At 59.3% G+C, this 20402-nt stretch carries 17 protein-coding genes and 1 pseudogene; 7 read left to right on the top strand and 11 right to left on the bottom strand.

Annotated elements, in window-relative coordinates:
* Positions 1–52 precede the first annotated feature (52 nt).
* A complete protein-coding gene (locus tag A7P95_RS03195; protein ID WP_067591039.1) occupies positions 53–847 on the top strand; it encodes a 3'-5' exonuclease in 795 nt (264 codons plus the stop codon).
* Between the two features lie 195 nt (positions 848–1042).
* Here A7P95_RS03195 and A7P95_RS12550 read toward each other — a convergent pair whose 3' ends face one another.
* Both A7P95_RS12550 and thrB read right to left on the bottom strand, forming a co-directional pair.
* Positions 1043–1396 (bottom strand): avidin-fold protein, encoded by a 354-nt coding sequence (locus tag A7P95_RS12550; RefSeq protein ID WP_483782935.1) that lies wholly within the window; start codon positions 1394–1396, stop codon positions 1043–1045.
* A pseudogene (gene thrB / locus A7P95_RS03200) lies at positions 1388–2293 on the bottom strand (homoserine kinase); the annotation flags it as partial. The pseudogene thrB and the gene A7P95_RS12550, both read right to left, overlap by 9 nt.
* A gap of 400 nt (positions 2294–2693) precedes the next feature.
* Here thrB and adhP point away from each other — a divergent pair.
* Positions 2694–3734 (top strand): alcohol dehydrogenase AdhP, encoded by a 1041-nt coding sequence (gene adhP, locus A7P95_RS03205; RefSeq protein ID WP_082890705.1) that lies wholly within the window; start codon positions 2694–2696, stop codon positions 3732–3734.
* A gap of 127 nt (positions 3735–3861) precedes the next feature.
* Here the strand turns inward: adhP and gluQRS are convergent, their stop codons facing one another.
* Positions 3862–4752 carry a tRNA glutamyl-Q(34) synthetase GluQRS gene (gene gluQRS, locus A7P95_RS03210; RefSeq protein WP_067591045.1) on the bottom strand — a complete coding sequence of 297 codons (891 nt, stop codon included), beginning with the start codon at positions 4750–4752 and terminating at the stop codon, positions 3862–3864.
* Between the two features lie 658 nt (positions 4753–5410).
* Here gluQRS and gyrA point away from each other — a divergent pair.
* On the top strand, positions 5411–8176 hold the full coding sequence (gene gyrA / locus A7P95_RS03215) for a DNA gyrase subunit A (RefSeq protein ID WP_067591048.1): 2766 nt from the start codon (positions 5411–5413) through the stop codon (positions 8174–8176).
* Between the two features lie 116 nt (positions 8177–8292).
* The gene (gene dtd, locus A7P95_RS03220; RefSeq protein ID WP_067591051.1) at positions 8293–8751 is read left to right on the top strand and encodes a D-aminoacyl-tRNA deacylase; all 459 of its coding nucleotides are present in this window, start codon (positions 8293–8295) and stop codon (positions 8749–8751) included.
* 179 nt (positions 8752–8930) lie between these two features.
* Here dtd and rplS read toward each other — a convergent pair whose 3' ends face one another.
* Genes rplS through rpsP form a run of 4 tightly spaced genes read right to left on the bottom strand, consistent with a single transcriptional unit; the run spans position 8931 to position 10837 of the window.
* Positions 8931–9302 carry a 50S ribosomal protein L19 gene (gene rplS, locus A7P95_RS03225; RefSeq protein ID WP_067591054.1) on the bottom strand — a complete coding sequence of 124 codons (372 nt, stop codon included), beginning with the start codon at positions 9300–9302 and terminating at the stop codon, positions 8931–8933.
* 14 nt (positions 9303–9316) lie between these two features.
* Complete coding sequence (trmD, locus tag A7P95_RS03230) at positions 9317–10060, bottom strand: tRNA (guanosine(37)-N1)-methyltransferase TrmD (protein WP_067591057.1); 744 nt, start codon at positions 10058–10060, stop codon at positions 9317–9319.
* Positions 10060–10572, bottom strand: coding sequence for a ribosome maturation factor RimM (gene rimM / locus A7P95_RS03235; RefSeq protein ID WP_067591165.1), 513 nt, complete (start codon positions 10570–10572; stop codon positions 10060–10062). The genes trmD and rimM overlap by 1 nt, the downstream gene beginning before the upstream one ends.
* A 16-nt stretch (positions 10573–10588) precedes the next feature.
* Positions 10589–10837: a 30S ribosomal protein S16 gene (gene rpsP, locus A7P95_RS03240; protein WP_067591061.1), complete on the bottom strand. Its 249-nt coding sequence runs from the start codon at positions 10835–10837 to the stop codon at positions 10589–10591.
* A 361-nt stretch (positions 10838–11198) separates the two neighbouring features.
* Between rpsP and hslU the strand changes: the two genes are divergently transcribed.
* The gene (gene hslU / locus A7P95_RS03245) at positions 11199–12536 is read left to right on the top strand and encodes an ATP-dependent protease ATPase subunit HslU (RefSeq protein WP_225747532.1); all 1338 of its coding nucleotides are present in this window, start codon (positions 11199–11201) and stop codon (positions 12534–12536) included.
* A gap of 198 nt (positions 12537–12734) precedes the next feature.
* Here the strand turns inward: hslU and A7P95_RS03250 are convergent, their stop codons facing one another.
* Both A7P95_RS03250 and A7P95_RS03255 read right to left on the bottom strand, forming a co-directional pair.
* Entirely contained in the window at positions 12735–13397 is a 663-nt protein-coding gene (locus tag A7P95_RS03250) for an NAD(P)H-dependent oxidoreductase (protein ID WP_067591067.1), read from the bottom strand.
* 286 nt (positions 13398–13683) lie between these two features.
* Complete coding sequence (locus A7P95_RS03255; protein ID WP_067591071.1) at positions 13684–15156, bottom strand: aldehyde dehydrogenase family protein; 1473 nt, start codon at positions 15154–15156, stop codon at positions 13684–13686.
* Between the two features lie 379 nt (positions 15157–15535).
* On the opposite strand from A7P95_RS03255, the gene A7P95_RS03260 reads away from it, so the two are divergent.
* Entirely contained in the window at positions 15536–16612 is a 1077-nt protein-coding gene (locus A7P95_RS03260; RefSeq protein WP_067591074.1) for an Ldh family oxidoreductase, read from the top strand.
* A gap of 194 nt (positions 16613–16806) precedes the next feature.
* The gene (locus A7P95_RS03265) at positions 16807–17601 is read left to right on the top strand and encodes a thymidylate synthase (RefSeq protein ID WP_067591077.1); all 795 of its coding nucleotides are present in this window, start codon (positions 16807–16809) and stop codon (positions 17599–17601) included.
* Between the two features lie 130 nt (positions 17602–17731).
* Here A7P95_RS03265 and A7P95_RS03270 read toward each other — a convergent pair whose 3' ends face one another.
* Both A7P95_RS03270 and A7P95_RS03275 read right to left on the bottom strand, forming a co-directional pair.
* Positions 17732–18163 carry a hypothetical protein gene (locus tag A7P95_RS03270; RefSeq protein WP_067591080.1) on the bottom strand — a complete coding sequence of 144 codons (432 nt, stop codon included), beginning with the start codon at positions 18161–18163 and terminating at the stop codon, positions 17732–17734.
* An 83-nt stretch (positions 18164–18246) separates the two neighbouring features.
* Entirely contained in the window at positions 18247–20106 is a 1860-nt protein-coding gene (locus A7P95_RS03275; RefSeq protein ID WP_067591168.1) for an ABC transporter ATP-binding protein, read from the bottom strand.
* Positions 20107–20402 lie beyond the last annotated feature (296 nt).

The raw sequence follows: 20402 nt of genomic DNA on the forward strand, positions 1-20402 counted from the left end.
TCGTGCCACAATCCCCGCCGTTTCCAACCCCGCCGCGCCAGCGCCAGCCATCATGACCCCCATCCTCGCCTTCGACATCGAAACCATCCCCGACGTAAACGGCATCCGCCTGCTCCACCACCTCCCCGCCGACACCCCCGATGCCGATATCGTGGCCTGGGCACAGCAGCAGCGCCGCGCCGCCCACAACGGCAGCGACTTCATGCCCTATCACTTGCAGCAAGTGGTGGCCATTTCCTGCTGTATGCGCTGGGGCAGCGACAAAATCCACGTTGGCACCATCGGCGAAACCAGCGACAGCGAAGACACCATCATCGCCAAATTCTTCGAACTCATCGAAAACCACACCCCCCAGCTTGTGAGCTGGAACGGCGGCGGTTTCGACCTGCCCGTACTGCACTACCGCGCCCTCATCCACGGCCTCACCGCCGCCCGCTACTGGGACAGCGGCGAAGGCGACTTCGGCGACAGCCGCGACTTCAAATGGAACAACTACCTCAACCGCTACCACAGCCGCCACTGCGACCTCATGGACCTGCTCGCCCTCTACCAGCCCCGCGCCTACGTGCCGCTCGACGACATGGCCAAACTCTGCGGCTTCCCCGGCAAGCTCGGCATGGACGGCAGCCAAGTATGGCAGGCCTACCACGAAGGCCGCCTGCGCGAAATCCGCAACTACTGCGAAACCGACGCCGCCAACACCTACCTCATGTACCAACGCTTCCGCCTGATGAACGGTGCCGCCGATGCCGACGAATACGAAATGGAAATCAAGCGGCTCAAAGGCTACCTGAAAAACCAAGAAGGCAAAACGCATTGGCAGGAGTTTCTGGAAGCGTGGCATTAACGGCGATGCTGTCCGACAGCGCATAGAGGCTACCTGAAAACCGAAACGCACCAGGCGGCATGGCTATGCCGCCGTTTGTTTGGCCGGCTGGAAGGCTACCTGAAAACACGAAGGCAGCCGACTAACTTGCGGCCGGCTGCAATGACAAAGGCTACCTGAAAATTTTCAGGTAGCCTTTTCTGTATCAAATCATGCTCAGGGCAAGGTTTCCTCCAACACAGTTTCCCCGCCGTTTTCATGCAGGTGCAAACGCAGGCCGCCGGTGGTGCGCTCGAGGCGCAGGTGGCCGCTGGCGCTGTGTGCTTCGGCGGTATTGCTCAGGTGTTGGCTGGTGTGGGCGATGCGGGCGGGGGCGGTGTAGCGGCCGAGCAGGAAGCCTTTGCAGACGGGGCCGCCGCTGTATTCCGCCCACACGGTGCTGCCGTCTTGGTTGAAATGGTAGACGGGCTGGCTGCCGCCGGCGGGGCGGAAGGTTTTGCCGTGCAGGTTGAAGGCTTCTTCGGCGCGGGCGGCGGGGGCGAGGGGAAGGGTGCGGAAATAGAGCAGCAGGTCGCGGAAGACGTCGGGGTCTTTGATGAAGGTCATCTCGCCGCCCTGAGGGAAATGGTAGTCGAGCAGGCGGGACACCCAGAAGCGGATGCAGCCGGCGCGGTGGGCGATGGGGAGGTAGGCCTGCTCGGCGGGGGTGAGCGGGCGCACGCTTTGGTAGCCGCGCATGAAGGCTTGCTGCAATGCGGGATCGATGCGGTTGTCGGCCAGGCGCGCCCAGTCGTTTACGGCGATGGCGAGGTCGTACATGAAGCTGCCGTTGCAGGCGTAGTAGAAATCGATGAAGCCGGCTACCTGAATGCCGTCGAGTAACACGTTGTCTTTGAAGAGGTCGGCGTGGATGATGCCGCCGGGCAGGTGGTGGTCGGGGTTTTGGGCGAGGAAGGCGATTTCGTTTTGCAGCAAATCGGCGTCTTCGGGGCTTAAGCAGGGCAGCAGGCGGCGGCTTTCGGCTTCCCACCAGGCGGCGTGGCGCGGATTGGGCATGCTTTGGTCGAAGCTTTGACCGGCCAGGTGCATTTTGGCGAGCATGGCGCCGGTGTGGAAGCATTGGGCGGCATCGGGCACGGCGGTGTCGCGGCCGTTGAGGAAGCTCACCACGCAGGCGGGCTTGCCGGCGAGCATGCTGTCGAAACGGCCGTCGCGGCGCGGGATGGGGGCGGGGCAGGCCACGCCGTTGCGGCTGAGGTGTTGGCTGAGCTCCATGAAAAACGGCAGCTCTTCGCGGGTGAGCACTTCGAAGATGGTGAGCACGAAGCGGCCGCGGTCGGTGTCGAGGAAATAGTTGCTGTTGGTCACGCCTTGGGCGATGCCTTGCAGCGACACGAAGCCGCCTAAATCGTAGTCTTCCAAAAACTGGCGGATTTCTTGGTCGGAAACGCTGGTGTAAACAGACATGGCGGGCAATCGCGGCGTGGTGGATAAGGATGGGGATTCTAGCAAATACGGCGGCGAGCAGGCTACAGGCTACCTGAAAGCGCGGCGCAGCGGAGTTTCTGCGAAGCTAAAACGTGAGCTTCAAGGAAGCTAAAACGATGCCTTGGCACAGCTAAGGCCGGGTTTCTGGGAAGCGGAGCAGCTAAGCTGGAAACGGTTGTTTATTTTTATGAAAATCGAGCCTTGGCAGCGGGCGGCACATGCCCGATTCGCAGCGCACGGCAGGCGGAGTAATAGTTATAATATAACATCGTTAAATCAACGGTTTATTTGACGCAAATCCTTGACGGCAGCCCGCCGGAAAAGGCATACTGCGCCTGAGCAGTTCCCCCGATTTTTCCAACCCTATGAGGACACGATCATGAAGATGAAAGCAGCAGTGGTTGCCCCCCAATGCGACGGCAACGTGGAAATTGTTGAGCGCGAAATCCCCGCCGTGGGCGCAGGCGAAGCGCTGGTGGAAGTGGAATATTGCGGTGTGTGCCACACCGACTTGCACGTGGCCGCCGGCGACTACGGCAAGAAACCAGGCCGCGTGCTCGGCCACGAAGGCATCGGTATCGTGAAACAGGTCGCCCCGGATGTGACCACCCTGAAAGTGGGCGACCGCGTGAGCATCGCCTGGCTGTTTGCCAGCTGCGGCCATTGCGAATACTGCATCACCGGCCGCGAAACCTTCTGCCGCAGCGTGTTGAACGCCGGCTACACCGCCGACGGCGGCATGGCCACCCACTGCGTGGTGAAAGCTGATTATGCGGTGAAAGTGCCCGAAGGCCTCGATCCCGCCCAGGCTTCCAGCATCACCTGCGCCGGCGTAACCACCTATAAAGCCATCAAAGTGGCCGGTGCTGCGCCTGGCCAGTGGATTGCCATCTATGGCGCCGGCGGCTTGGGCAACCTGGCCGTGCAATACGCCAAGAAAGTGTTCGGCGCACACGTGATCGCCGTGGACATCAACGACGACAAACTGGCGCTGGCCAAAGAATCCGGCGCGGATCTGATTGTGAACCCGGCCAAAGAAGATGCCGCCAAGTTTATCCAAGAGAAAACCGGCGGCGCACACTCCGCCGTGGTAACCGCCGTGTCCCGCGCAGCCTTCAATTCGGCTGTGGACTGCGTGCGCGCCTGCGGCCGCGTGGTGGCTGTGGGCCTGCCGCCTGAAACCATGGATTTGTCGATTCCGCGCCTGGTGCTGGACGGCATCGAAGTGGTGGGCTCGCTGGTGGGCACGCGCAAAGACTTGGAAGAAGCCTTCCAATTCGGCGCCGAAGGCATCGTGGTGCCCGTGGTGCAGCTGCGCCAGCTCGATGAAGCCAACGCCATTTTCCAAGAAATGCGCGACGGCAAAATCCAAGGCCGCATGGTTATCGATATGAAGGCTTGCGGTTGCCATCACCACTAAGCGTTTGCCAGTAAGCAAATAGCAAGGCCGCCCCGGGAATCGGGGCGGCTTTTTTAATGCGGGCATAATGAAAAGGCTACCTGAAATTTTCAGGTAGCCTGTGGCGGCAAGAGGCTACCTGAAAAATTTATTCGGCCACGATTGCCTGCTGCGGCACGTTTTCCAGCCGCCAATGCTGCACCGCCCAATCCAGCAGCGCTTGCGGTTTATCCACTTCGGGCGCGGGCGGCAGTTTCAGGTAGCCCATCACTTGGCGCAGCAGGGCTTCTTTGCGTTGCAAATCAAGCGCGGGGGCGAGGGTTTGCTTCGACCATTTCTGGCCGGCTGCGTTGGTGAGCAGGGGCAGGTGGGCGTAGTGCGGGGTGGGGTGGCCGAGGCAGCGTTGCAGCCAGATTTGGCGCGGGGTGGAGACGAGCAGGTCTTGCCCGCGCACGATGTGGGTGATGCCCTGCGCGGCGTCGTCGGCCACCACGGCGAGCTGGTAGGCCCAGAGGCCGTCGGCGCGCAGCAGCACGAAGTCGCCGATGTCGCGGGCGAGGTTTTGCGCATAGTGGCCGACGATGCCGTCGGTGAAGGATAGGGTGTCGTCGGGCACGCGCAGACGCCAGGCGGGGGTGCGGCCGGCGGCTTGGGGCGGCGGGGCGGTGAGGCGGGAGCAGGCGCCGTTGTAAACGAAGCCGTCGGCGCCTTGGCGGGCGTGGGCGTGCCATTGTTTGCGGCTGCAATAGCAGGGGTAGGCGAGTCGGCGCTGTTGCAGGGTTTCGAGGGCGGAGCGGTAGAGGGCGTGGCGTTGGCTTTGGTAGGCGGTTTCGCCGTCCCATTCGAAGCCAAATGCTTCGAGGGTGCGGAGGATGTGGGCGGCGGCGCCGGGCATTTCGCGCGGGGGGTCGAGGTCTTCCATGCGCACCAGCCAGCGGCCGCCGTGGGCGCGGGCGTCGGCGTAGGAGGCCAGGGCGGTGAGCAGCGAGCCGATGTGCAGGAGGCCGGTGGGGCTGGGGGCGAAACGTCCGATATACATATCAATGGGCTACCTGAAATGTGGGTTTCCACGAAGCGAAAAAGGAGTTCGAATGAAAGAAGAGCGGATTTTTATGAGGCTAAACTGTAGGGAAGTATAGAAAAGTTTGAGTGATGGCCGGTTGTTTATCTAGGGTAAATCAGCCTTAAGTAGATAAAACTGTTTCTATGTGGAAGTATCCATCAGCGATTGATGAGCAGCGGGCAATTCGAAGTTGCCGCCACCTCCAATCAAACGTTCGAAACGGAAGCTGGCATGTTCTACAAAGAAACGGTTGAGAAGTATCCCCCAACGGCAATATCTGAAAATGTGCTTGAGCATTAACAGCTAAAGCCTCAACGTCCGAAACGGGGAGGGGGCATGCACCAATACTACCGCTACTATAAAAAACAATCAATACAGGCTGTATTCATCCAATAAATGGACGAGTGCGGCAATAAAAATCCGCTCTCTCACATAATTATGGAGGCTACCTGAAAGCTTAACGGCATAGGCGCTTAGGTTTTCAGGTAGCCTCTATCGCTTTTCTGCGAATCGTTGCCATGAAAACAACGCGTTTGGTAGGAAAGAGATTTCCCCCGCCCCGCCGCCACAGCCAGCCGCGAAGCCCGTTGTGTGATAAAATAACGCGTTTTTAAACGATTGGGCTTAAATCTCCATGAGCAGCACCCACGACCACCGGTTTGCCAAAGAAACCATCCCCGTCAGCCTCGAAGAGGAAATGCGCAAAAGCTATCTCGACTACGCCATGAGCGTGATTGTCGGGCGCGCGCTGCCCGACGTGCGCGACGGCCTGAAGCCTGTGCACCGCCGCGTGCTCTACGCCATGCACGAGCTGAAAAACAACTGGAACTCGTCTTATAAGAAATCCGCCCGTATCGTGGGCGACGTCATCGGTAAATACCACCCGCACGGCGATTCCGCCGTATACGACACCATCGTGCGCATGGCGCAGCCCTTCTCCATGCGCTATATGCTGGTAGACGGCCAGGGCAACTTCGGCTCGGTAGACGGCGACGGCGCCGCCGCCATGCGTTACACCGAAATCCGCATGGCGCGCATCGCCCACGAAATGCTGGCCGACATCGAAGAAGACACCGTGGATTTCGGCCCTAACTACGACGGCAGCGAGCAAGAGCCGCTGGTGATGCCCACCCGCTTCCCCGCCTTGCTCACCAACGGCTCCGCCGGCATCGCCGTGGGCATGGCCACCAACATCCCGCCGCACAACCTCGGCGACACCGTGGACGCCTGCCTGCAACTCTTGGCCGATCCCGATACCGACATCGACACGCTCATCCACACCATCAAAGCCCCCGACTTCCCCACCGGCGCCACGATTTACGGCCTCTCCGGCGTGCGCGAAGGCTACAAAACCGGCCGCGGCCGCGTGGTGATGCGCGGCAAAACCCACATCGAGCCCATCGGCAAACACGGCGAGCGCGAAGCCATCGTTATCGACGAAATCCCCTATCAGGTAAACAAAGCCAAGCTGGTGGAGAAAATTGGCGAGCTGGTGCGCGAAAAAGTGCTGGAAGGCATTTCCGAACTGCGCGACGAATCCGACAAATCCGGCATGCGCGTGGTGATCGAGCTCAAGCGCAACGAAAACGCCGAAGTGGTGCTCAACCAGCTCTACAAGCTCACTCAGCTGCAAGACAGCTTCGGCATCAATATGGTGGCGCTGGTAGACGGCCAGCCCCGCCTGCTCAACCTCAAGCAGATTCTCGCCGAATTCCTGCGCCACCGCCGCGAAGTGGTTACCCGCCGCACCCTGTTCCGCCTGAAAAAAGCGCGGCACGAAGGGCACGTCGCCGAAGGCAAGGCCGTGGCGCTGTCGAACATCGACGAGATGATCCGCCTCATCAAAGAATCCGCCGACGCCGCCGAAGCCAAAGCCAAACTGCTGGCGCAGCCCTGGCAGTCCGGCCTGGTGGGCGACATGCTCAGCCGCACCGATTTGGATTTGCGCATGGCGCGCCCCGAAGGGCTACCTGAAAACCTCGGCCTCACCGCCGAAGGCTACTACCTGAGCGATTTGCAGGCCGACGCCATCCTGCGCATGAGCCTGCGCAACCTTACCGGCCTCGACCAAGACAGCATCGTCAACGACTACAAAACCATCATGGCGCAAATTATCGATTTTCTGGATATTTTGGCCAAATCCGAGCGCATCACCCAAATCATCCGCGACGAATTGGTGGAAATCAAAACCAATTTCGGCGACCCCCGCCGCAGCGAAATCAACCCCTTCGGCGGCGACATTGCCGACGAAGACCTGATTCCGCCGCGCGAAATGGTGGTCACGCTCACCCACGGCGGCTACATCAAAACCCAGCCCACCACCGACTACCAAGCCCAGCGGCGCGGCGGTCGCGGCAAACAGGCCGCCGCCACCAAAGACGAAGACTTCATCGAAACCCTGTTTGTGGCCAACACGCACGATTACCTGATGTGCTTCACCAACCACGGCCGCTGCCACTGGATTAAGGTTTACAAACTGCCCGAAGGCGGGCGCAACTCGCGCGGCCGCCCGATTAACAACGTCATCCAGCTCGACGAAGGCGAAAAAGTATCCGCCATCCTGCCCGTGCGCGACTTCCCCGAAGACGAATACGTATTCTTCGCCACCGCCCAGGGCGTGGTGAAAAAAGTGCAGCTTTCCGCCTTCAAAAACGTGCGCAGCCAAGGCATCAAAGCCATCGCCCTCAAAGAAGGCGACAGCCTGGTGGGCGTGGCGCGCACCTCCGGCAGCAGCGACATCATGCTCTTCTCCAACCTCGGCAAAGCCATCCGCTTCAACGAATACTGGGAGCGCAGCGGCGACGAAGAAGAGCTTGGCGACGATGCCGAAACCGAAATTTCAACCGGCCAAGAAGACGACGAAGGCAGCGAACACGCCCCCGTGAGCGGCAAACACGGCGTGCGCCCCAGCGGGCGCGGCAGCGGCGGCCTGCGCGGCATGCGGCTACCTGAAAACGGCCGCATCGTCAGCCTCATCACATTCGCCCCCGAGTGCGAACAGCAAAGCGCGCTGCAAGTGCTCACCGCCACCGCCAACGGCTACGGCAAACGCACCCCGATTGCCGACTACAGCCGCAAAAACAAAGGCGGCCAAGGCAACATCGCCATCAACACCGGCGAGCGCAACGGCGAGCTGGTGGCCGCCACCCTGGTGAGCGAAAGCGACGACTTGATGCTCATCACCAGCGGCGGCGTGCTCATCCGCACCAAAGTCGAGCAAATCCGCGAAACCGGCCGCGCCGCCGCCGGCGTGAAACTGATTAACTTAGACGAAGGCGAAACCCTGGTCAGCCTCGAGCGCGTGGCCGAAGAAGAAGCCGACGAGGCCGAAGGCGAAGCTGTGGAAACCGCCGTTTCCGCCGAAGCCGCCGGCCCGAGCGAAGGGCAGGGCGAGGTTTAACCGCCATCAAGAAAAGGCTACCTGAAAATAGTGCGGCATTCATTTTCAGGTAGCCTTTTGTTCAACTGCTTATCCCAAACCGTGTTCCCACCACCCCAAGGAGGCTACCTGAAACCATGCGTGCCGTTATCCAAAAAGTCAGCCATGCTCACATCGCCCCCGCCGATGCGCCCGAGTCCCCGTTCAGCCAAATCGCCCACGGCCTGTGCGTGCTGCTCGGCGTGGGCGGCGAAGACAGCGAAGCCGACGCCCGCTACATCGCCGACAAAATCGCCCACCTGCGCATTTTTGAAGACGAAGCCGGCAAGCTCAACCTGTCGGTGAAAGACACCGGCGGCGAAGTGCTGCTGGTGTCGCAGTTCACCCTCTACGGCGACGCACGCAACGGCCGCCGCCCCTCTTTCACCCAGGCCGCCCGCCCCGAGCAGGCCGAAGCGCTGTATCAGCAAGTGGCCGAACTTCTGCGCGGCCACGGCGTGAACGTGGCCGAAGGGCGCTTCCGCACCCATATGCTGGTGAGCCTGTGCAACGACGGCCCGGTTACCATTCTGCTAGATTCGCAGAAAAGCTTCTGATGCCGCGCAATCCGGCCGTATGGATGGAGCCGGATATTTTCAGGTAGCCTCATTGCCAATCGTGAGGCTACCTGAAAATAGTTGCTCCGTAGATTGCAAGCCATCAAGGCAAAACCGCGATGCCTGCCCGATCAAACAAAAAACCTGCCGCAAGGGCAGGTTTCTTATGGCAAGCAGGATTAATCTTCCTGTTTGCGGGCAGGCAGTTTTTCTTTGATGCGGGCGGCTTTGCCGGTGCGGCCGCGCAGATAGTACAGCTTGGCACGGCGAACGTGGCCGCGGCGTTTCACTTCGATTTTCTCCACGTTGGGCGAGTAGAGCTGGAAAGTACGTTCCACGCCTTCGCCGCTGGAGATTTTGCGCACGATGAAGTTGCTGTTCAGGCCACGGTTGCGGCGGGAAATCACCACGCCTTCATAGGCTTGCAAACGGGTGCGGTTGCCCTCGGTTACGCGCACGGAAACGGAAACCACGTCGCCGGGAGCGAATTCGGGGATGGATTTGTTCAAACGGGCAATTTCTTCCTGTTCGAGCTGTTGAATCAAGTTCATTGCAAAAGTCCTTGTTATGATGGGATATCTCGTTCCTCCTGCCGGATTTTCCGCAGGAGCCTAGATTCCTCTGGGGTTAATTCGCGCTCGGCCAAAAGGTCGGGCCGGCGCAGGAGGGTGCGGCGCAACGCCTGTTCGAGGCGCCATTCCGCAATCAGCGCATGGTTGCCGCTGCGCAATACAGCGGGCACGGCCATGCCCTGAAATTCTATCGGGCGGGTGTAGTGCGGGCAGTCGAGCAGGCCGTTGGCAAAAGAATCCTGCCCGGCCGAATCGGCATCGCCCAGCACGCCGGGAATCAGCCGCAACACCGCATCCATCAGCATCATGGCCGGCAGTTCGCCGCCGGACACCACAAAATCGCCGATGCTGATTTCTTCATCAATACTGCTGGTTAGCAGCCGTTCGTCGATGCCTTCGTAGCGGCCGCACACCAAAATCAGGCCATCCAGCTTGGCCAGCTCGGCAGCCTTGCGGTGCGTGAGCGGTGCGCCTTGCGGGCTTAAATAGATAACCCGGCCGTTTTGCTGCGATTTGGCGGCATGGATGGCTGCCTGCAAAGGCTCGGCCATCATAATCATGCCGGGGCCGCCGCCGAAAGGCCGGTCGTCGATGTAGCCCAGTTTGTTGTCGGCAAACTGGCGCGGATTAACTGCGTCAAACTGCCACAATCCGCGTTGCAGCGCCCGGCCGGTTACACCGTGCTCGGTGATGCTGCGAAACATCTCGCCAAACAGGGTAACGGCTTGGATATACATCAGTAATCCAAGCCCCAGTCGGCCACGATGCCGCCGGCTTCCAAATCCACGCTGTCGATATAGTGCTCAACAAAGGGAATCAGCTTGCGGCCGTGTTCGCCGTCCACCACCAAAATATCGTGCGCACCGGTTTCCATTAGGTTGCTCACGGTGCCGACGAGCTCGCCTTGCCGGTTGTGTACCGCCAAGCCGACCAAGTCGGCCCAGTAGTATTCGCCTTCTTCGGCCGGCTCGAAATCGCTGCGATGGATTTCAATAGTGTGGCCGCGCAGCAGCTGGGCGGCGTCGCGGTCGCCGATTTCGGCGAATTTCACCTGCAATTCGTCGCCGGCCACTTGGCCGCTTTCCAGCGTGTAGCTGTGCGAAGCGCCGTCTTTGCTCAAGCGCCACACGGGATAATCCAAGAGGCTGTCGGCGTATTCGGTGCCAACGGCCACTTTTACCCAGCCTTTTACGCCGAACGCGCCTTTTACATAGCCCATGGCTATCCATTTGTCTTGGCTGCGGCTCATGGCGGGCATTCCGGGATTAGGCGGCTTTTTGCTGCTCTTTCACCAGGCGGGCAACGGCGTCGCTCACTTGCGCACCTTGGCTCACCCAGTAGTTCAGGCGTTCGGTGTCCAGGCGTACGCGTTCCTGTTTTTCATTGGCAACGGGGTTGTAGAAGCCCACGCGCTCGATGAAACGGCCGTCGCGGCGGTTGCGCGAATCGGCTACCACGATGTTGAAAAACGGAGAGTGCTTGGAGCCGCCGCGCGAAAAACGGATCACTACCATATGATTATTCCTTCTTCCTTCGGGAAATTGGGTCAATAAGAAAACAGCGGATTTTAGGATAGTTTGCGAGATGAGCGCAAGTCTTTATTGCAAAAATACTCTTTTTGCGCCGGCGGCGTGGGCAAAACGGCTACGGCGGGCGGGTTCGGCCTGCGGTGCGGACGGATTGGGCGAGGGCTGCATATTGTTTTCAGGCGGCCTCGGATTTTTCAGGTAGCCTCAGGCGGAGGCAGGCTACCTGAAAAAGAAAACGCCGGGCAGCAACCCTGTTCCGCCCGATGTTCGCCCCTTGATTTTCCCCGCGCCGGCGCCATTTCCCCGCCATTCGAAATTCTAAAACCCATAGCAAGGAATGGATTTGATGACTACTTCCGTGATGACCCCGCAAGAGATTGTGCACGAGCTCGACAAACACATCATCGGCCAGCAGCAGGCCAAGCGCGCCGTGGCCGTGGCGCTGCGCAACCGCTACCGCCGCAGCCAGGTGGCCGAGCCGCTGCAAAGCGAGATTGTGCCGAAAAACATCCTGATGATCGGCCCCACCGGCGTGGGCAAAACCGAAATCGCCCGCCGTTTGGCGCGGCTAGCCAATGCGCCCTTTATCAAAATCGAAGCCACCAAGTTTACCGAAGTGGGCTACGTGGGGCGCGACGTGGACAGCATCGTGCGCGACCTGATGGAAATTGCCCTGAAAAACCTGCGCGAACAAGCCGTGCGCAAAAACCGTGACCGCGCGCAGGATGCCGCGGAAAACCGCATCCTCGACGCGCTTTTGCCGCCCCCGCCGCACACCGGCTTCGAAGGCGAGCCCGCCGAGCCACAGCCCGAAAGCAATACGCGCAAAAAATTCCGCGATATGCTGCGCCGCGGCGAGCTGGACGACAAAGAAATCAACATCGAGCTGAGCCAGGCCTCGCCCGCCGCCATGCAGGTGATGGGCCCGCCCGGCATGGAAGAATTCAGCAGCCAATTGCAGGATATGTTTGCCAACCTGAGCAAGGGGCGCACCAAGCCGCACAAGATCAAAGTGTCTGCCGCCATGAAGCTCCTGCTCGACGAAGAAGCCGCCAAGCTGATCAACGAAGAAGAGCTGCGCGAGCAGGCCGTGCACGCCGTGGAGCAGCACGGCATCGTGTTTCTCGACGAAATCGACAAAATCGCCGCCGACAGCAGCCGGCACGGCGGCGACGTATCGCGCCAAGGCGTGCAGCGCGACCTTTTGCCCTTGGTGGAAGGCACCACCGTGCAAACCAAATACGGCATGATCAAAACCGACCACATCCTCTTCATCGCCTCCGGCGCCTTCCACCTGAGTAAGCCCAGCGACCTCATTCCCGAGCTGCAAGGCCGCTTCCCCATCCGCGTGGAATTGAGCAGCCTCACCGTGGAAGACTTCCAAGCCATCCTCACCAGCACCGACGCCAGCCTCACCAAGCAATACCAAGCCCTGCTGGCCACCGACGGCGTTGAGCTCGATTTCACGCCCGAAGGCATCACCCGCCTGGCCGAAATCGCCTTCCAAGTGAACGAGAAAACCGAAAACATCGGCGCGCGCCGCCTGCACACCGTGCTGGAAAAACTGCTGGAAGACGTATCCTTCCACGCCCCGCAGGGCGGAACGCAGATTACCGCCGCCTATGTGGACGAACGGCTGGCCGAAGTGGCCGAGCAGGAAGATTTGGCGCGCTATGTGCTGTAATGCCTAAACCGCGTTGAAGCAATGAAAAGGCTACCTGAAAATATGCCGCAGCATTTTTCAGGTAGCCTTTTGCTATGCGGGGAGGCGGCGGAAAGCTATGGCGAATCAAATTGGCTTTCGATACCAGGCAGCGAGCCGCAGACAGTACAGGAGTACGGCAAGGCGAGCTAACGCCGTAGCGAAAGTCAAGTTGGTTCGCTATTCCACCCACTGTACAATCTCTTCCATCGGCAGGCGGGTTTTGGCGCGGATGTCTTCGCCGCGGTAGCCGAAGGCGGCCATGATGCTGATGCGGTAGGCGGCGGGGTCGAACAAGCCTTTGCCGGCGAGCAGCGCGTTGGCCTCTTCCAGGCGGAAACCCTCAATCGGCGTGGAATCGATGCCGATGAAGGCGGCGGCGCTCATCATATTGGCCAGGGCGATATAGCTTTGTTTGCACGACCAATCGTAGAAAGCGCGCGGGCTTTCGGTGAGGGCGAAATCGCTTTCGGCAAACTGCTTGAAGAAGCCCTCGCGGATTTCCACGGCCTGCGGCGGGATATGGTGCACCTCGCCCCACATTTTGCGCTGGTAGTCCGGCTGCATCGCGGCCTGCGTGCGGGCGAGGATAACGACAAAATGGCTGCAATCCATGATTTTGTCGGCCGCACCCCAGGCCACCTGCCTGATTTCGGCGCGCAATTGCGGATTTTGGATAATGAGGAAACGCCACGGCTCCAGCCCGAAGGAGCTGGGCGAGAGGCGGCCGGTTTCGAGGATAAAGGCAAAATCTTCGCGGCTGATTTTGCGCGCGGGATCGTATTTTTTGCAGGCGTAGCGGCGGAGGAAGGCTTCGAGGACGGTTTGCTTGATATCGGGCATGGCGGGCTCCTGAATCGGGCGGTGGAAAAGGGCAGAGGATAGCGGGGCAGGGGGTGGAAGTCAAAAAGCTACCTGAAAAATATTTTCTACTTCACAAAAGTTTCTCCGCGCTGCGTTGCCATATATTGAAGCAAAAGCCGCACCCCATTTTCAGGTAGCCTGTTGCCGGCTGGAGGCTACCTGAAAAATGAAGGTGATCGCGCCCGTTTGATGAATCGGGCTTCAGCGGGCGCAAAAAAAGCTGCCGGAAATTCCGGCAGCTTTCGCGTTTCGGCACACGGGCAAATCAATACATCCCTTCGCGCTCTTCGCGGGTGCTGATGTAGATGTTTTTCACCTGCGTGTAGGCGGCGAGCATCATTTTGTGGGTTTCGCGGCCGATGCCGGAGGTTTTGTAGCCGCCGAAGGGGGCGCCGGCGGGCAGGCGGTTGTAGCAGTTCACCCACACGCGGCCGGTTTCCAGGGCGCGGGATACGCGCAGGGCGCGGTTGATGTCGCGCGTCCACACGCCGCCGCCCAAGCCGTATTCGCTGTCGTTGGCCAGCTTGATCACTTCTTCTTCGGTTTTGAATTTGATCACAGTGGCCACCGGGCCGAAGATTTCTTCTCGGGCGATGCGGCTGTTGTTATCGGCGGCAATCAGGGTGGGCTCGACAAATTCGCCGCTGCCCAGGCTGCCTTCCACTTTCTTGCCGCCGGTGATGATGCGCGCGCCTTCCTGTTCGCCGATTTTCACGTATTTCAAAATCGTGTTGAGCTGGCCGGCGTTCACTTGCGCGCCCATTTGGGTGTCATCTTCCCAAGGCAGGCCGACTTTCACGCGTTTAAACTCTTCGGCCAGCGCGGCCACGAATTTGTCGTAAATGCCTTCCTGCACGAAAATGCGCGAGCCGGCGCAGCACACCTGACCTTGGTTGAACAAAATGCCTTTCTGCGCGCCTTCGAGGGCTTTGTCGAACGGCATGTCGTCGAAGAAGATATTGGCAGATTTGCCGCCCAGCTCCAGGGTGGCGGGGATGAGCAGCTCGGCAGCAGCAATGCCCACGCGGCGGCCCACTTCGGTGGAGCCGGTGAAGGCGAGCTTGTTGAAGCCTTTGTGGTGCAGCATGTATTCGCCGGATTTGCTGCCTTTGCCGGTGATCACGTTGAGCACGCCTTTGGGCAGCAGGTGGTTCACTTTCTGGGCGAAGGAGAGCAGGCTCAGGGAAGTGCTGGAAGAGGGGTGGATGACGATGGTGCAGCCGGCGGCCAGCGCGGGGGCGATTTTCCAGGCGGCCATCAGGAAGGGGAAGTTCCACGGGATGATTTGACCGACCACGCCGATGGGCTCGCGCAATACGAGCGATAAATCTTCGGCATCCAATTGGTTGGCGCTGCCTTCTTCGCCGCGGATTACGCTGGCGAAATAGCGGAAATGGTCGGCGGCCAGCGGGATGTCGGCGGCGCGGGTTTCGCGGATGGGTTTGCCATTGTCGAGCGTTTCCTGCAAGGCAAACAGTTCGGTATGTTCGTCGATCACGTCGGCGATTCGGTTGAGGATGGAGGCACGTTCGGCGGCGGTGGTGTGGCGCCAGGTTTGGAAGGCTTCCTGCGCGGCGGCCACGGCGGCGTCTACGTCGGCATCGGTGGCGTCGGTGAATTTGGCGAGCAGGACGCCGTTGGAGGGGTTGTGCGATTCGAGCAGGGCGCCGGGGCGGGTCCATTCGCTGTTGATGAGCAAACCGTATTCACGGTCGAAAACATCTAAATTTTTAGCCATTTCTTTGGTTATCCTATGTATGGGTATATCGGATATATGCAGTCGATAATATAAAAACAGCATCCGGGATGCTGTGAATCCATCATAGCCCTTTTTATCCGGCGGTTCAAGAATGCAGATTATCAAACGGCCTGCCGCCGCCTAATCAGGCTACCTGAAAACCGAAACGGCCAGGCATGGAATATTGTGCTGCGGCGAAGAGTTTTGCGGCTCGAATATGGCGCTTGCATCGGCTTCAGTTTGGCGCGAAAATCGCCGTATAACAAGCATAAGCAGCCTGCGGCCGTGTGCGGTTTCCAGTATAAAAACGCAGCGGCGGGCAGGCAGAGCGCATCGGAGGCAAACGGTTTTTGTTCGCGTAAAAGCAAGGAGGAAAGCAATGCAAACGATAAAGAAAATTGATGCCGCCGCCCTGCGCGGTTTCACCGAGGCCGCGTTTAAGGCCTACGGCTTTGCGCCGGAGGAGGCGGAGCAAATCACCGACGTGCTGATGGCCGCCGATTTGTGCGGCGTGGACACGCACGGCTCGCAGCGGCTAGATATGTATCGCAAAAACATCGCCGGCGGCTTCGTGCGCATCGGCGCCAAGCCGGAAACTGTGTTTGAAACGCCCGTGTCGGCGGTGGTGGACGGCCACGCGGCAATGGGGCAGCTGGTGTCGCGCTATGCCATGCAGATTGCCATTGACAAAGCCAAACAGAGCGGCATCGGCATGGTGTCGGTGCGCAATTCCAACCACTACGGCATCGCCGCCTATTACAGCAGCATGGCCGCCAGCCAAGGCCTGGTGGGCATTTCCATGACCAACTCCTTCCCCATCGTGGTGCCCACCTATGGGCGCAGCCCGATGATGGGCACCAACCCCATCGCCGTGGCCATCCCGGCCGATCCGCTCGATTTCAGCCTGGATGCCGCCACTTCCGTGGTGGCCTTCGGCAAGCCCGAGGTGTACCTCAAAAAAGGGCTCACCGCCCCGCTGGGCTGGGCCATCAACAGCCAGGGCGTGGACGAAACCGACCCGCAGATTATTGTGGAATGTGTGCGCCAAGGGCTGGGCGGCGGCATGTATCCCCTGGGCGGCAGCAGCGAGCTGTTTGGCAGCCACAAAGGCTACGGCTATGCCGTGCTGGTGGAATTCTTCGCCGCCAGCCTCTCGCAGGGCACCACCTCCAACCACACCATGAAAAACGGCAGCGCCGGCATCTGCCATTATTTCTCCGCCTTCAACCCCGAAATCTTCGGCAACGCCCAAGCCATCCGCCGCCACTTCAGCGCCTACCTGCAAGAGCTGCGCGAATCGGAAAAAGCCGCCGGCCAGGAGCGGATTTACATTCACGGCGAAAAAGAAGCCGAATGCTGCCGCGAACGCAAAACCGGCGGCATCCCCATCCTGCCCAAAACGCTCGACGAAATGCGCTGCCTGGCCGAAGAGCTCGGGCTGCCGTTTGAGTGGTAGGCGGCAAACGCAGGCGTAAGAAAGGCTACCTGAAAAATATTGCCAACCGTTTTTCAGGTAGCCTTTGCTATCCGCACAGTTCATTTCTGCCCATCGTTTTCGCTTCGCAGAAACTTCGCTGCACTGCGTTTTCAGGTAGCCTCCCGCCCAAACGTGTACAATACGCCGTTTTCATTCCAAGCACGCCCACACCCATGCGCCCATACCTCAGCCTCCTCCAACACATCCTCGACCACGGCACCGACAAATCCGACCGCACCGGCACCGGCACCCGCTCCGTGTTCGGCCACCAAATGCGCTTCGACCTCGCCCAAGGTTTCCCCCTGCTCACCACTAAAAAGCTCCACCTGCGCTCCATCATCCACGAGCTCCTCTGGTTCCTCAAAGGCGACACCAACATCCGCTACCTCAAAGAAAACAACGTATCCATCTGGGACGAATGGGCCGACGAAAACGGCGACCTCGGCCCCGTGTACGGCTACCAATGGCGCTCCTGGCCCTCCCCCGACGGCCGCCACATCGACCAAATCGCCAATGTTGTCGAACAGATTCAGCGCAACCCCGACAGCCGCCGCCTCATCGTATCCGCCTGGAACCCCGCCCTGGTGGACGAAATGGCGCTGCCCCCCTGCCACGCCCTGTTTCAGTTTTACGTGGCCGAAGGCCGCCTCTCCTGCCAGCTCTACCAGCGCAGCGCCGACGTTTTCCTCGGCGTGCCCTTCAACATCGCCAGCTACGCCTTGCTCACCATGATGATGGCGCAAGTGTGCGGCTTGAAGCCCGGCGAATTTATCCATACCTTCGGCGACGCCCACCTCTACAGCAACCACTTCGAGCAGGCGCGCCTCCAGCTCACCCGCGAGCCGCGAGCCCTGCCGCAAATGCAGCTCAACCCCGAAGTGCAAAATCTCTTCGACTTCCGCTTTGAAGATTTCGAGCTGCAAAACTACGACCCGCACCCGCACATCAAAGCCCTCGTGGCCGTGTAGTGCGGGCAGGGCGAGAAAAAGGCTACCTGAAAAGTTTAGCAGCGCAGAAACTTTGCTGCGCTGCGTTTTAACTTCGTTGAAGTTGATGCTTTCAGGTAGCCTTTTGGCGTTTGAGTATTCCGAATAGTTATTACTTTGAGTGGTCTAATTTAGATAATAAAGAATGGAATACAATACTGTCTATCGATGATTTTGGTGCAAAATCCACAACTATATATTTAATTTTTTTCATAATATCTCTCGTTACCTTTTTTGTGCCTAGAATGGAATTCATAGTATCTATGATAGAGACTTGGACTTCGTATGAGCTTTTATCAAAAATTAAAATACAGCTTGCCAACGCATTATGGAAATTTTCAATTTCAGATAAGGTATCAATAAATGCTACATACCATAATTCATCTTTTTTATTTTTTAGATCGTTGAGTAGGAATTCCCATTCGGAATCGTTAAATTTGTCTATGATTTCAATAGCATTAAATACTAAATAATCATACCAATAATTGTCAAAATCTCCTCTATATTTAGATAGGATGCGATTGTATTCAAGTACATTTTTCATTTGTGTCCCTTATTTAGGATAAAAGGCTACCTGAAAATTTTCAGGTAGCCTTTTTAGTTTAGTTGGCTAAAACGCGTTCATGCTCACTTTTCGCCCTGCGGATGTGCCTTCACGCTGAGGAAGCCGCCGCTTTGGTGTGCCCACAGGCTGGCGTAGAGGCCGCCTTTGGCCAGGAGTTCGGCGTGGCTGCCTTCTTCCACGATGCGGCCTTGGTCGAGCACGATGAGGCGGTCCATGGCGGCGATGGTGGAGAGGCGGTGGGCGATGGCGATCACGGTTTTGCCGTCCATCATTTTATCCAGGCTTTCCTGAATGGCGGCTTCCACTTCGGAATCGAGCGCGCTGGTGGCTTCGTCCAAAAGCAGAATCGGCGCGTCTTTCAGCATCACGCGGGCGATGGCGATGCGCTGGCGCTGGCCGCCGGAAAGCTTCACGCCGCGTTCGCCCACGTGGGCGTCGTAGCCTTTGCGGCCTTTGGCGTCGGAAAGGGCGGGGATGAAGCCGGCGGCTTCGGCGTATTCGGCGGCTTGCAGCATGTCGGCTTCGGTGGCGTCGGGGCGGCCGTAGATGATGTTGTCGCGCACGGAGCGGTGCAGCAGGCTGGTGTCTTGCGTAACCAGGCCGATTTGGGCGCGCAGGCTTTCTTGGGTAACGTCTTCGATGTTTTGGCCGTCGATGCAGATTTTGCCGCTTTGCGGCTCGTAGAAGCGCAACAGCAGGTTCACGATGGTGGATTTGCCGGCGCCGCTGCGGCCGATGAGGCCCACTTTTTCGCCGGGGCGGATGTGCAGGCTGAAGCCGTTGAGCAGGGGTTTGCCCGGCTCGTAGGAAAAATCGATGTGGTCGAAGCAGATTTCGCCTTTGCCCACCACAAGCGGCTTGGCTTCGGGCTTGTCGAGGATGGTTTGCGGCTTGGAGAGCGTGCCCATGCCGTCGGCCACGGTGCCGATGTTTTCAAACAGGCGGGCGGATTCCCACATGATGTATTGCGAAAGGCCGTTCACGCGCAGCGCCATGGCGGTGGCGGTGGCCACGGCGCCCACGCCCACCTGGCCTTGGTGCCACAGCCAGATGCCGAGCACGGCGGTGGAGAGGGTGAGCGCGGTGTTGACGGCGGCGCTGGCGCTGTAGAGCAGGGTGGCGAGCCGCATTTGTGCGTGCACGGTAACCATAAATTCTTCCATCGAGCGGCGGGCGTAGTCGGCTTCGCGCGCGCCGTGGGAGAAGAGTTTGACCGTGGCGATGTTGGCGTAGGCGTCGGTAACGCGGCCGGTCATCAGCGAGCGGGCGTCGGCCTGGCGGGCGGCGGTTTGGCCAAGCTTGGGAATCAGGAAGCGCATCACCAGGCTGAAGGCAATCAGCCAGCCGATGAAGGGCAGCAGCAGCCAGCTATCCAGCGCCACCAGAATCACGCCGGAAGTGATGAAATACACCAAAACATACACCACCATATCGGCAATGGTCATCACTGTGTCGCGCACGGCCAGCGCGGTTTGCATCACTTTGGCGGATACGCGGCCGGCGAATTCGTCTTGATAAAAGCTGAGGCTTTGGCCGAGCATCAGGCGGTGGAAATTCCAGCGCAGGCGCATGGGAAACACGCCCTGCAACACTTGCAGGCGCACGGAAGAAGTGAAAAACGTCCAGACGACAAACACCACCATCAGCACGCCCATGCCGATGAGCGCGCCGCCTTTTTCGGTAAACAGGGTGGCCGGCGTGTAGCGGCCGAGCCAATCTACGATTTTGCCCATAAACTGAAACAGCAGCGCTTCGGCAATGCCGATACCGGCGGTGAGCAGCGCCAAAAGCGCGAGCCAGCCGCGTACGCCTTCGAGGTTGCTCCAGATGAAGCCGAAAAGGCCGGAGCGCGGGGTTTGCGGCGCGCCGGCGGGATAGGGGTCGATGCGGGATTCAAACCAGGAAAAGAGGCGGTTGAGCATGGTGTGGCGGTGTGTCATTCAAATTAGGGTTAAGGGTTTCAGGTAGCCTGTCAGATAGGGCTACCTGAAAAACAATGTTGCCTTGGTGTAGCCAAGGCCGGGCTGCCGCGCCGCGAAAAATACGGTTGCCGGATGGGCGGGAAAGTGCGGCTAAAAAGGCCGCTATCATAACAGAAACAGGGGGCTGGGCACAGGGCGGCTGTGGCAATGCGGAATGCGGGGCGGCGATTGGCTATAATGCGCGGCATCAGAAAAGAAGTATCCAATCAGGCTTCAGGCTACCTGAAAAATGAGTG

The organism is Eikenella longinqua, from assembly GCF_001648355.1.
Lineage (GTDB): Bacteria > Pseudomonadota > Gammaproteobacteria > Burkholderiales > Neisseriaceae > Eikenella > Eikenella longinqua.

Excerpts from the sequence above, each read along its gene's own strand:
- A7P95_RS03195 (WP_067591039.1), top strand. The coding sequence starts at position 53 with ATGACCCCCATCCTCGCCTTCGACATCGAAACCATCCCCGACGTAAAC.
- adhP (WP_082890705.1), top strand. The coding sequence starts at position 2,694 with ATGAAGATGAAAGCAGCAGTGGTTGCCCCCCAATGCGACGGCAACGTG.
- gluQRS (WP_067591045.1), bottom strand. The coding sequence starts at position 4,752 with ATGTATATCGGACGTTTCGCCCCCAGCCCCACCGGCCTCCTGCACATC.
- gyrA (WP_067591048.1), top strand. The coding sequence starts at position 5,411 with ATGAGCAGCACCCACGACCACCGGTTTGCCAAAGAAACCATCCCCGTC.
- dtd (WP_067591051.1), top strand. The coding sequence starts at position 8,293 with ATGCGTGCCGTTATCCAAAAAGTCAGCCATGCTCACATCGCCCCCGCC.
- rplS (WP_067591054.1), bottom strand. The coding sequence starts at position 9,302 with ATGAACTTGATTCAACAGCTCGAACAGGAAGAAATTGCCCGTTTGAAC.
- trmD (WP_067591057.1), bottom strand. The coding sequence starts at position 10,060 with ATGTATATCCAAGCCGTTACCCTGTTTGGCGAGATGTTTCGCAGCATC.
- rimM (WP_067591165.1), bottom strand. The coding sequence starts at position 10,572 with ATGAGCCGCAGCCAAGACAAATGGATAGCCATGGGCTATGTAAAAGGC.
- rpsP (WP_067591061.1), bottom strand. The coding sequence starts at position 10,837 with ATGGTAGTGATCCGTTTTTCGCGCGGCGGCTCCAAGCACTCTCCGTTT.
- hslU (WP_225747532.1), top strand. The coding sequence starts at position 11,199 with ATGACTACTTCCGTGATGACCCCGCAAGAGATTGTGCACGAGCTCGAC.
- A7P95_RS03250 (WP_067591067.1), bottom strand. The coding sequence starts at position 13,397 with ATGCCCGATATCAAGCAAACCGTCCTCGAAGCCTTCCTCCGCCGCTAC.
- A7P95_RS03255 (WP_067591071.1), bottom strand. The coding sequence starts at position 15,156 with ATGGCTAAAAATTTAGATGTTTTCGACCGTGAATACGGTTTGCTCATC.
- A7P95_RS03260 (WP_067591074.1), top strand. The coding sequence starts at position 15,536 with ATGCAAACGATAAAGAAAATTGATGCCGCCGCCCTGCGCGGTTTCACC.
- A7P95_RS03265 (WP_067591077.1), top strand. The coding sequence starts at position 16,807 with ATGCGCCCATACCTCAGCCTCCTCCAACACATCCTCGACCACGGCACC.
- A7P95_RS03270 (WP_067591080.1), bottom strand. The coding sequence starts at position 18,163 with ATGAAAAATGTACTTGAATACAATCGCATCCTATCTAAATATAGAGGA.
- A7P95_RS03275 (WP_067591168.1), bottom strand. The coding sequence starts at position 20,106 with ATGCTCAACCGCCTCTTTTCCTGGTTTGAATCCCGCATCGACCCCTAT.